The sequence below is a fragment of the Thalassotalea psychrophila genome (assembly GCF_031583595.1).
GTDB lineage: Bacteria > Pseudomonadota > Gammaproteobacteria > Enterobacterales > Alteromonadaceae > Thalassotalea_A > Thalassotalea_A psychrophila.
In genome coordinates this window covers 1,873,393-1,886,524 of the sequence record NZ_CP134145.1, presented here as the reverse complement: position 1 = coordinate 1,886,524, position 13,132 = coordinate 1,873,393, and the positions used below count along the sequence as shown (strand labels likewise).

The following is a 13,132-nucleotide window of genomic DNA, read 5'->3' as shown; positions in this document are numbered from 1 at the left end:
TGTGGTAAAGGTTAACGCAAATGAAAAACTCGTTTACAGCGGTAGCGAATAGATATCAGCATCTAGTACCCCATGGCGAGTGATAATTACGCTTCCATCTGCCCCGGAAGAAATGCCTTGATAAGGTCGTATAGAAAGCACATCAAACTGTAGTACAACTTCTACGCTTTGGTCTTTGTTGACCTTCATCAGCAAATCTTGTGTTTCTGTTCTTTTTAAAAAGTAAAGGTGATCTTCTTTGACATAAAAGCTGGCAAAATCTTTACTTCTGAAATCTTTTGTAATTTGGGTAAACGTATTGCTTTTAAGTTCAAACTTCCAAATGCCGTTAAGATCAAACCTAGATACGTACAAATCTCCATCGTTCCCCTCTTGTGCAAACACTTCGCCTGAATGAGTAATTTGTTCTACTTTTTGGGTTGACATGTGATATTTAAAAATGCCCCACTTTCCGTCTTTAAAGCCAGAAAAATACAAACTCTGTTCATCAACTGACCAACTAGGATTTTGTATTGGCATACCTAGATTATCTTCTTTAATAACCTCACTGCCGTCTATTTTAGAAATGTATAAATAAGGCTGTTTTTCTCCTGTAGGATCAACACGCATGGCAAACCAACTTCCATTATTAGATACGGCGGGAATAGAAACAGTGCCTATGTTGTCAGTACGTTGTGTAGATACATATTGGTTTCGTTGCCATACTTCCCAATTACCAGATCGATTAGAAACAAATAAAATGCTGTTGTCACTGCTTACATAGTGGCCATACAAATCACGTGATGAGGAGGCAACCCTTCTTATTAGCTTACCGGAATCAATAGCAAGTTCTTCGACATGCTCTTTTGAATAATGTCTGGTAAAAAATAATTCATGGGTTTTATTGTTGACAGCTAACGTGCCTGGTGTTGCTGTTTCATCAATAAGTTGTTGCTGGTTATTTTGTAAATCGATAGACACTAGAACATAAAGGCCATTTTCAGGTTTGATGACGAATAATTTTTTATTACGCTCATCCCAAGCAATACTCAACATTCTCGCTTCAAGTTGTAAAAATGAATTCTCACTAACATTTTGTTGTTTATAATCACTAATAACCACAAGCTCAGAAGATTCTATATAACTGCGAACAATGACTAGCTTTTCATCGTTTTCAACAAAGGTTACCGATAAATCCTGATGGTTTTCTTTCGGGAAGCTCACTTGTTTTTCGCTATTGCTGGCTAAATCATAACTAAATATAGCCACCCTGTTATCCAATACTTTATTGTAAACTAGAGTTTTACCATCCTTGCTCCAAGCTAATGGGTTAGTGTTCGATGCAGCTTTACAGCCATTAACTACAGTTCTATTTTCATTAGAAATTAAACTATAAATGCTAATCACACACTCTTTATTTTCTAATATTTTTTGATAAGCGATTTCAGTACCTGTTGGTGACCAAACTGGCGATATTTCTCTATTTCCTTCAGTGGTTAACTTTCTCAACGGCGCTTCTGAATTTTGCAAGTTTTTGATATAAATTTGTTGTGTTTTTCCTAATGGTCGCCATTGAAATGCCATAAAAGCACCATCTGGGCTAATGTTGGGCTGTTTTTCAATCCCTTCATAATTGGTTATATGAGTTGCATGTTGAGTAACTTTTTCTACCTGTATTGTTGGTGACATGAAACGAATTAAAATAGCGACTAGTACGACAATAATGACGGCAACGGCCCCATATTTTGCTGCTTTAGAGTAACGGCTAACAAACTCATTATTTACACTGTTTTCTTCAATCCCTTCAATATCGGCCAACATTTGATAACCAACTTTTTGAATGGTAGCAAATACTTCATCAGGCTCAGCACCTAAGTCAGTAAACGCTTTTCGTAATTGCCAAACCGCATTAGTAAACCCAGTTTTACCAACGCCTTCGTTACCAAGCCAGATAACCTCTATGGCTTTATCTTTACTAACGATATGCTCTTTTGAAATAATAAACAGCTTTAAAATTTCAAAGACCTTGGCAGATAATTGCTCAGTTTTTTCAGCTGAAGAAATCGTCATGCGGGCGCAATCGACTTGCCAACGGCCAACCTGATATTTTCGATGTGGTACTTCAATCATTATGAAATATTGCCCTTAAGATAATTTTGTTAAATATAAATAAATTGGTAATCTACAAATTTGAATAGTTAGATGATTTAAATATATTTTTATGCTCTCAACAAACTATATTATAAATGAATTTTAGTTGGAAACATTAATTGATTTAATACAATTATAGCTATGTTAACCAAAGAATATTTTGTTAAGTTTAGTTTACATTTTTTACTTACAAAAATTGCTGAAAAGAAAAACAAAAAAAGCTCCTAAAGGAGCTTTTTTAAAGTTTTTAAATTAAACGATTAATGTACAGGGAATGTTCTAGTTTCTGTAACACGCTTACCGTTAATCATTACATCAAATTCTAAAGTGAATGATGAATATTTTTCTAAATTATCACGATACCCATAAGTAGGGCTAGTCGGGCTGTTATCTGTAAAGTCATCACCAAATGCAGGGATCTTATACATATATTGAACCCCTTTAGCTTCAGGGATAGTGTTAAATACAATTGATTCAACGTCATCACCATAAACACTTTGAATTGCTGTTAACGTACCGTCTTTGATCATCGGATTTCTAGAATAATTATTGCGAGTACTGTGCGATATACCAGTAACATAGGCTTTTTCAGCAGGTACTTGCATAATTGATTCATCAATATTCAAATCACCAACAGAAAACATACCGCCGGCAATAACATCTAGTGTTTTCACAACTTCTGAAAGCTCTCTAACTTCAATTTCAGCAGGTTCTAATTTCTTTTCATAGTCATTAGGGTTTGCTTTCGTTGTCGTTTCTTCGGCTTCAACTGTCGTTTTATATGAATATGAAACTAATCGAATAGTACCATCCAATTTAAACGGTGAAATAATCCATTGTTCTCCGGCTTTTTTCATCGCAGCAGGCATAAAGTCAGGGCGCACCATTGGTGTCCATGTGTCTACACCTTCTTCACCGCCATCAACTTTACGATAGCTATTCGGTAAGAAGTCATTTTCAAAATGCAAGAAACTGTAGTTATCACCATTGCCTGAGCCTCGGTTAATTTGAGAGCCTGGTAATGGGAATACAGATTTTTGATAACCAGCTATGTATTCAGACACACTACTAGATATAGAAGCTTTAGATTCTTCACTATTAACTGCAGATTCAGCCCAAAGCCCGCTATTTAAATCAAGTTGAACTGATCTTCCCCATTCAGCCATATCATCAATGCTGTTAGTATTTTCAATCATAAGGTCAGCTAATGAAGGCGATGCTGAAAACGCACCAACCAATTCATCTTCTAAAGTATAAAACTCACCAGACACACTACTTTTTGCGATTATTTTGAAATCATAAGTTGCATTGGTAGCAATGGCATCGCCTGAGCCTATAATTGTTAATACCGTTCTATCATCATTCCATGTATAAGATACATTATCATCTGTAGAAAATAATGTTGCGCTTGTCGCTGAAACTGAGGTGTTTTTCCAGTAACCTGAGTAGTGGCCAATATCCATTTTATAGCTATTAACATTCTCTAAAACATAGGTCATTGGAACATCAGTGCCATCATCCATCATAGGTACTGCGATACCATATGAATTCAAGTCAAGATTACCCTCTTCATCTGTTTCATAAACTGGCGCACCAAGCTCATCAACTAGCTGTTCATAAACTTTACCCCAGTAGTTTACTTGATTCCAATTTCCTTCTGCATCTTGGCTTAGTTTTGCTGTGTGCATATTTTTATGGAACGTTGGTTTCCAGTATGACGCACTGGTCATATTTTTATTTGCCCAGTCGTATTTATAGAAATAAGACAAGTAAGATTCTTTAGATTCTTCCCAAGCATTATCGTTTACTTGGTTGATGTTGCCTTTAAATACTAAAGAGTTCTCAGTATAGTCCGGGTCATCAATCATTACCTTCCAGTCAGGGTCATTTATCTGATAGAATTCAGTAGAAACATCTGGTTCACCACTAATAGGGAACCCGTATGAAGTCCAATCATCACCGCCACCAGGTAGTCCATCACCACCAAAACGATCACCTAAATTAACTCCTGACCATGAATTATAAGCAACCTTCCAAACATAGTGCTTACCGCTAGAATGTGGGTAATCATCTACTGTGCCACCAATACCATCGGCGCCGAGGAAGTCTGCCATTGTTTTAATAACACCTTCAGAATTCACATACTTTAAATTAAGAGCGGTATTGTCTTCAGTGGTTAACGGATTTCCATCAGGGCCAGCTGTATCATCAGCGGTACCAAGTTTAGCATCTTTACCACTTAATGACGCAGTAGTGTAAATAATGCCATCAGCACCTAAATATGATGCCATACTTGGAATATCATCTGCTGTGCCTTGGAGGTTATCTGGTCCCCAAGTATCATCTTCGGTATTAAATACGCCATCAACGCCTTTAATTTCATCAAAACTGTAGACATTACCAGCTTGGTCATAATAACCACCAGTAAAAGTAGTACCATCCTTATAACCACTATAATCAGAGTTCCACCAAGTATTTATCCCCATTGGGATCTCTACAGTGCCACTTGAATATCCATCCATACCTTTTAATTGATGATCAAACTTATAACCTTGAGAATAAGGTATGCTTGAGTGCATCGCTAGGGCATTGATATTTATTGTATCGCCTTCCAAGTCAACTGTTTTATAATCGTACTTTGCATCACCAATAACTTCAGCAGGGTGCGAAAACTTTACAACGACTTTAAATTGCTCACCAGCAACTAATTCAGATTTTAAAACTTGTACATCAAACTCGCCTAATTCTTCAACCAGGTCGTCTAACTCAGCAGCAGCAGCGTCTTTAATTTCTTCGCCTTTGGCTACATCAACAACAATATTTAACGAAATATTGTCATTTTCATCAAAATCAGCAGGGCTAAAATAAATTTCTTGACCAAGAACCATTAAACCACCAGCTCTTAATTCAGCTTCTGAAATTGAAAAACTTGCCATACCGTCAGTAATACTAACTTGTGAAGTTGTACCACCGGTAAGGGCAAAATTAGCATTGCTTGGTAAATCTAGGTAAGCATTGCCTTGTGAGTCAACAAAATTTAAAGTCGCGCTAAAAGATGCTTCTGAATTTCTATCAATAACATCAACTGTGGTATTTTTGCCGGCTGTTAAATTAGCAACTTTTACTTTTTCGCCAGACATTTCAGTGGCAAATATTTCATTATTGCCTAAATCAGCAACAACAACATCAAAGCTTGAATTATTATCTGGTACTGAGAAGCTGTAAACGCCATTGTTTTCAGTGGCGATAATATCAGGGATGTTACCCATATAGCTTTCTGATTTAGCGGCTAACTGGTTTAAGCTGCTACCAGGGATGTATAATGTTAAACCAGTAACGTTGTCACCGGCTAGATCATCAATAGTAACGGTTGTTGTTACCGTGTTACTTACAGCAATAGCTGGTAAATTTAAGTTAACTACACTTGACGACATTGCACCTTGTGCATAAGCGTTAGCGTAGTTACCTTGTGAGTCTGAAACAACCACAACATAAGCAGAATTTGGGCTTACATTTTCAAAGAAATATCCGCCATTTGTATTAGTAGTCGTAGTGTGTGTTTCACCAGCGGCATGTAATGTAACGGTTAAACCTGCAACATTTGCACGCGATTTACTTTGTACCACATTACCAGCAACAGTTGCCATGATTGCATCAGGAGCTTCTACAATAACAGATACAGGCTCTACTGATACGGCAGGTGTTTCAACGAAAACATCAGGAGTTTCAACAACAACTTCTGGTGTTTCTACCGAAACTTCTGCTGGCTCTACAGTGGTATCATCGCCACCACAAGCTGTTAATAATGCAGAAGAAACAACAACTGCTAACAAGCTTTTATTAAACTTTAAATTTTGAGACATAAATCTTCCTATTGGTTTTAACTAGTTAATACAGGCAACATTTTAATTTTTATCATTGGTTGCCTTAAACAGTGAGCTTAAATGCTCTTACATTTAGGCTTTTAAATACTGTGAACATATAAATAAAGAAAGCTGAAACACAAAACAATCAAGAACCCCTCGTATCTTTAACGTTAATTTATTTAAAAACATTTACTAATTATCTTTTCCTTTAAATAACAACACATTACAACAACAAAGAGAGCTCAAAAAGTTCCGTTATATTTAGCTACTTATTGAATTATCAAGAAAAACTTTAGCGATTTAGAATTTATTTAGGGCAAAAATATAACTAAAGATTGATTAAGTAATAACGAACGGTAGAGTGGTTGATGGTAAAAATAAGTCCAGAAGTATTTGCCCATTCATAATGTTGTAAATGGTTGAATGATATAGGTTCGTGCTGAAAAAACAGCTAAGTGATGTCATCGATAATCCGCTACTAGCATTCCGCCACTAACAGCTTAAAAGTCGTTTTATATTTAATTAGCTATACGATTTACTTTCGAATAATTCAGAGGTTGATAATCTAAAATGGAATGGTTGTTAATTTAAACTTTGCAATATAAACAAGGTTTCTATAATGCACGGGATTAAATTAAAACAAACTATGTTGAAGGTGATAGAGCCCCTCTGGTTGATAGGTTTATTAGCAAGCCATTTACGCAAGAAGAGACGGATAATAAAAAACCTGACATTTAACGGATTAAATATCAGGTTTTATTTATTAGTAAAGGATTTTTAATTAATGTGTTTGCATCAATTTAGTTCATTACCCCCGACAAAGCTCAACAGATCTATCACATTCTTCTTCCTCTTCAACCTCTCGATCAATAAAAGTAAATGTAGATAAATCTAAATCAAAGCTGAAAGCGTTATCTTCATCAGGTGCAGCATCATTTACTATAATGTCCGCTGCTGGTGTGCATCGTGCAACATGACCACCTTCAATACCGCGACACTGTGGTGCAACTTTAAAGGTATGATCCTGTTGCCAGGTAATTGCTGGACCTTGTACTAAAGGACTGGTTAATGTACAAGTACTTTGTTGAATTTCAGCATCAAAGATACAGGTGATGGTGCGTTCATCAGGGTGAATGCTGAGCACATTCAACAGTGAACGCCCTTCAAAGCTACTGACAAATTTACCATCGGCTTGACGACCATACTTCATATCTATGGTCAATGGAGGGTAAAGCTCAAAATAAGCTGCTTGTGTATTACATGTATACATATATTCACCCTCAACACCGTCACAATACTTACTGTTACTTAGTCCTGTCCAACAAATTGGCGCAATCATATCACCTGAAAATAAACAACGATCGGCTTCCCATTGGCCGTTATATGTTCTACCGGTTTTACCGTGACTACTTCCTCGAGATTGCTCACCTGTAATATTGAACATGCCAATTCTATCCATGCTTAATTCACTTATGGTTTCAGGAATACTAGGGTCTTCTATTACAATACACTCTGAAATAATCGCACCGGTTTCTTCATCATAAGTATTTAGATCATCGAGGCTTAAATTAATGCCAAACGTTTCTGCGTTAGCGATAAGTACACTGCTGGCAGCATCACAACTTATAGTTGGATTGTTACTGATAATAAGATCAACAGGCAGCGAACTCCAGCTATCTAGCGGGTTTACACTGGTTAAACTGTTGAAACTTAGGTTCAGCTTGTCAAGGGTTGGAGCAGGAGTAGGTTCCGTTTCAGTAACATTGCTCATCAACATGGTGAAATTGGTTAATTCGGTTAATTCATTCTTCGCTAAGTCCAATGTCTGTAACGCTTTGAATGCGGAAAAATCAGGCATAGTAGCAAAATTGTTATTTGCTAAATACAGCTCTTGCATAGTTGCCGCGTAACCTAACGTTTCTTCGCTGCTATTTATGCTCGTAGCATTGTTATTAGACAAGATCAATTTAGTTAAATTAGATAAGGCGGTCAACGAGCTGGCGTCACTAATGTTATTCGCAGCAAGGTTTAACTCAGTTAGTTGGCTAAGCGATGCAATAGGTGCAGGGTCGCTGATCTCATTATTGGACAAATCTAATGAATTACCGATATTAGTTAAATATTGCAGTGAGTCAATGCTATTGCCGTTACTACCAAGCTTATTATTGTTAAGGCTGATCTGAGTAATATTCGTTAATAAAGAAAAATCAGGTAACACACTGATGGCATTGTTCGCAAGGTTTAACGAAGTAAGCTGGGTTAGTGCCGATAACAAACTGGCATCAGTTATGCTGTTATTACTTGCATCTAACTCTTGTACATTGGTCAGGCCTTGTAACGCGGTAATTTCGCTAATAGCGGTATTACTCACATTTAACTTTGTTAACGCATTAGCGTTGCTAAGAGTAGATAACGCAAAGCCAGTAGTATTGGCGACATTTAAGTCAGTTAACGATTTTAAGCTGCCTAGTGCGCTAAAATCGGTTGCCGACACGCCGTTGATATGTAATCGGGTTAATTTTGTTAATGACGCAAGGTAGCTAATATCATCTATATCTGCAACGTTGACCTCAAGGTCGGTTACGTTAGTAAAGTATTCAATACCTTGTATTGACAAAATATTGCTAAAAGCAAGTTTGGTAAATTCTAATACCGAGGTGTCATCTAACGGTAATCGCTCTTCACCATTTTTATCGCGTTCTATATTCAAAGCGTACATATTTTGGTTTAAGCTATTATAAATATGGTTAACTTTATTATCAGAATATTTAGTTTCGCTTAAATAAAACTTGTCTTTGATCATGCCCACTGTTGGTGCGTATAACTGGTGGTCTTTTGGGTAGTAATCAATAATACCGTCGGCATTGCCCGAGTCATTATCTAAATCACCCGCGACATTGTCACCGTCAATATTGTCATCTTCATGATCAGGAATTCCATCTAAATCCCAGTCAGGAAATTCGACTAAATCTTCATTGCGCACTGTATCTTCATAAGCTGTATTTAATACATCTTGTGGTAATTGATTGTTAAATGTTGCAACAACTTCGCTATTACTGGCAAAGGCAAACGTATCTTTACTGCCAGCAGGTAAATTATATTCTTCATTATCAACAATCAACTTTATTGATGCGGCTAAATTCGCAACGTCTTGATACTCTATACTCGCGATGGCATCGTTAAGTTGTTGTTGCGTGCTAATATTTGAATCAGGCTCAAGTGCTTCAGCTAAAATATACTGCGCCGTTGAAAAATTAGTAACGTTTACTGCAAAATGTTCACCTTTAACCAGGTATTCATCTCTTCCTGCTTTTTCTTGCAATGTATTAAAAGAGCCAAGTACTGAAACTAACTTAACGCCAGTATGTTTTTCAGCATTACCTGTAGCTGTAATTTTTACTAATTGGTCGAAGTAGCGCTCTTCCACTTCCATATCGATAAAGTAATCGCCGGTGCTATTGGTTTTGCCGGTGTCAGTAGTAAACTCCAAATCACCAATGCTTAGCACCACATCAATGTATTCAAGCGGTTTATCCACTACCTTGCCAGTAATGGTTAAACTGTTATAAATGGGTTCACTGGTAATATCGAGTGTTCTGGTAGCCTGTGCACCATCATCATCGGTAACGGTCACAGTCATGGTGAAGGTGGTTTCTTGCTCAACACTTGGCGTAGTAAAGGTAACGTCTTTACTGTTCGCTCCGGTTAAATTGATTGCCGTATCACTTACTGTCCAAGCATAACTCGCAATTGTGCCATCAATATCTTCGGCATTCGCTTGTAAAGTAATATCGCTACGCTCTGTGCCTCGATCGGCACCAAAAATAGATACAGTTGGTGCCATATTGTCTGGTGTTGCCACATCAGATCCGCCACCGCCACCTCCGCCACAGCCAGCCAGTGTCATACTGGTAGCAATAACTCCAGTATAAAGTAATTTTGTTAACTCAAAATTGCTTTTCATATTCATTCCTCTTTTATGTGAGAGCCTATTTCTAGGTGTTTTTGCGATAAGTCTTGTTGTTATTTTTTGTCAACATACCGCTGTTTTTTATTTGGTTGGGCATTATTGCCCAACCATATTGTTTTTAATTAATTGCCTATAAGACATAGATAAATTCGACAGAAACTGTGCGACCAATAGACGAACCGCCATACACATTACCGTTGTAATACGGCCATATAGTGTGGCTTTCATCTTCTGGAGGGCGTGGATTAAAGATATTAATCACCTGGGTGCTAACTCTCATATTGTCGTTAATTTGATAACCCGCAGTTAAATTGAAGGTGTAGTACGGGTCTAACCTGTCTACTTGTCCTTCAAAGTAACTATCTTCATCGCTAAACTCTTCTGGCGGATTAAAAATAGGAATAGAGCCAATGCGGCGGCCACTAAAGGTAATCGCCAAATCTTCTTGTAACCAGGAAACGCTGCCGTTCATTACTGAGCGGGCATTTTTATTCCACCATAAATCACGGGTATGAACTTCTTCCGATTGTGCATCAAATTGTACTGTGGTATCTAAGGTGTGGGTCCAGGCCAAATTGAAATGCCAATCACCAAAGCTACTTTCGTATAAATACTTGGCATTCGCATCTACGCCTTCGATGGTTTGTTTCGCGGCATTGATATGCGATGTGGTTACATTGTCAATGACCTCTCCGGCAAAGCCACCGTCAGCTCTGGTTATTTTTGCCGAGTTTTCAATACATTGGGAACTACCAGGGACAATATCAGGACGTTCAGTTACCGGGAATGGGTAATCTTCTTCGTTACTTCTGTCCTTACAGTAATAATCGGTATTTAAAATGCCGGCAACGCTTTCACCGGTAACTACTTGCTCTTGCTCTATGGTGTACCAGTCGAAAGTAACATTTAAGGTATCGGTAATATCCCAAACAAAGCCAACACCGTAGTTGGTGCCTTCTTCTTCTTTTAGGGTTTTCGAACCTTTCGAGTTACCTTTAATCGATTGTGCAGTACAGTTTGCCTGCTCTGGATCAAAAGGCTCTATATCAGCTGGCAACTTACCTGTGCCATCACGCGCGTTGTCGTAATATTGATCTTCACAGGTCGAGTAATCAACACCAACTGTGTAATAACCACCGTCTGTAGCAAATACGCGATGCATATCTGGTGCGCGGAAACTTTTTCCCCAGTTAGCGCGCAGTAGCACATCTTCTACAGGTTTATAGGTAAACCCAACCTGCGGTGAAAAACGGCCACCAACAGCTGTGGTGTCATCTTCGTATTGGTCATAACGGCCAGCAAGCTTTAGATTCATGTCTTCAATGATAGGTAAGTCTAATTCGCCACCAACGGCATAGCGCGATCGATCGCCACCACCTTCAGTATCAGTTCGATTCCACCAACCTCTACCAGTATCATTAAGCATGCGATCATCTAGATTAATGCTATAGCCTTGTTTGTTCCATTCAGCTACTAAGGCAAAATATGCATCACCTGCAGGGAGTTCAAACGCCTGTCCAGTAACAACACCGGTTACAGTATTTGAATAAGAGTCGGCTACTGTTTTTTGACGACCGATTAAATTTTCACGCATATCGCTACTTATTGGGTCGTATAAATCTGCACTGCCTAAGCCGTCATAGTAAAATATGCCCCATACTTCACCTACATTACCTAAAAATGTATCGAGTACGGCTTCTTCTTTGAGCTGATTTGACGATGATGTATTGTCATTTTCACTGCGACTAAAAGTAATATCCCAGTCGTATTCATCAAACACTATGCCTTTGATGCCAAAATTTACTAATAAAGAACTATCTTCAATATCAGTGTCTTTAAAGCCAAGCTCATGCTCGGCAAACAAGCGTTGTTCAATGGTATAGTCGTAAAATTGACCACCTTCACCTAATGGCTCCATATTCCCTGAACCATCAGGTCTGTCTTCGATAATTGGAGTGTTAAGATAATGAAAACCGCCCTGAGTGAATGCATCTTGCTGGGAATATAAAACATCGGCATATACTTCAATCTCATCGGTTAAATCATAAATACCGCTAATATAAGCAGATACCGATTCACGTTCATTGCGAATGGTACGAGTACCGGATAAATCTACACCACAGTAGTTTCCGTAGTTGAATTCATCGTCGGTGCCCTCTTCCATAATGCGATCAGTGTATTCATAGCCAGATTTAGACGCGTCACATTTTGCAGCAGTCGGATCACGATACCAACTACGACTCTCATCAATATCTTCGGTTTCTTCATCGTCAGGGTAAAAACCTAAAACCGCCATTTGATCAACGGTTACAATGCCGCGATCTAAATAATGATGGCCAGCAGGTCCATCTTCCACTGAGTCCATAAACGAACGGTCTGATGAAAAAATAGGATCTTGCATTTGATATTCTAGCGACCCAGTGATGCTATAATTATCACCAACCATACCGCTGACTAATTGAAAACGCCCTTCGTCACCACCGCCTTCTGTTGTTGTGCCTACTTTCACACTAAAGGTAGTGTCTTCCACATCTTTTTTGGTAATGATGTTCATTACCCCGGCGATGGCATCTGAGCCATATACCGCAGATGCGCCAGCGGTAACTACTTCAATTCTGTCAATTGCCGCCATTGGGATGGTCGATAAGTTGACAAAGTTTGAACTACCGTTATACGGCGACGGGTAGTCAGCCATGCGGCGACCATTGACTAACACTAAAGTTTGGTTATTGCCGAGGCCACGTAGGTTTACGCTTTGCGCATTTGGGGTAAAACCACCGGTAGCAGCAGTTTCAGCTCCTTGGGTAATACCGGTGTTTTGGGTTAAATCTTTTAACGCATCAAATGCGGTGGCAAAACCTTTTGCCGCCATGTCTTCGGCATTTATAATGGTAACCGGACTAACCCCTTCCATGTCTACTGCTTTAATGCGTGAACCGGTAATTTCAACTCGTTCAATTTCTTCTTCATTTACTGTGCTTTCTTCGGTTGCCAGTTCAGTTTTTGCAACAGTATTAACCGTTATGTCACCTTCAGCTGCATAGGCAGTGAAACTAGTCACCGCACCTAATAACAGCGCAGCTCTGACACTCGCTGCGATCGCGCTTATATTTTTCAAAATTCTCTCCCACAAAAAGTCGAATCTTGTGCTCGACTTTGTCAGTTA

Annotated in this window: 4 protein-coding genes; all 4 read right to left on the bottom strand. The window is 38.5% G+C overall.

Going from position 1 to position 13,132, the window contains the following annotated elements; all coding sequences use genetic code 11:
- Positions 1-33: 33 nt before the first annotated feature.
- The 4 genes from RGQ13_RS07630 to RGQ13_RS07615 all read right to left on the bottom strand — a co-directional run bounded on the left by RGQ13_RS07630 (position 34) and on the right by RGQ13_RS07615 (position 13,084).
- Positions 34-2,109, bottom strand: a complete 2,076-nt coding sequence (locus RGQ13_RS07630) for a winged helix-turn-helix domain-containing protein (RefSeq protein ID WP_348392960.1) — start codon at positions 2,107-2,109, stop codon at positions 34-36.
- Between the two features lie 281 nt (positions 2,110-2,390).
- Positions 2,391-5,993: a hypothetical protein gene (locus RGQ13_RS07625; RefSeq protein ID WP_348392959.1), complete on the bottom strand. Its 3,603-nt coding sequence runs from the start codon at positions 5,991-5,993 to the stop codon at positions 2,391-2,393.
- Positions 5,994-6,804: 811 nt separating this feature from the next.
- A complete protein-coding gene (locus tag RGQ13_RS07620) occupies positions 6,805-9,960 on the bottom strand; it encodes a leucine-rich repeat domain-containing protein (protein WP_348392958.1) in 3,156 nt (1,051 codons plus the stop codon).
- Positions 9,961-10,096: 136 nt separating this feature from the next.
- Positions 10,097-13,084 carry a TonB-dependent receptor domain-containing protein gene (locus tag RGQ13_RS07615; RefSeq protein ID WP_348392957.1) on the bottom strand — a complete coding sequence of 996 codons (2,988 nt, stop codon included), beginning with the start codon at positions 13,082-13,084 and terminating at the stop codon, positions 10,097-10,099.
- Positions 13,085-13,132 lie beyond the last annotated feature (48 nt).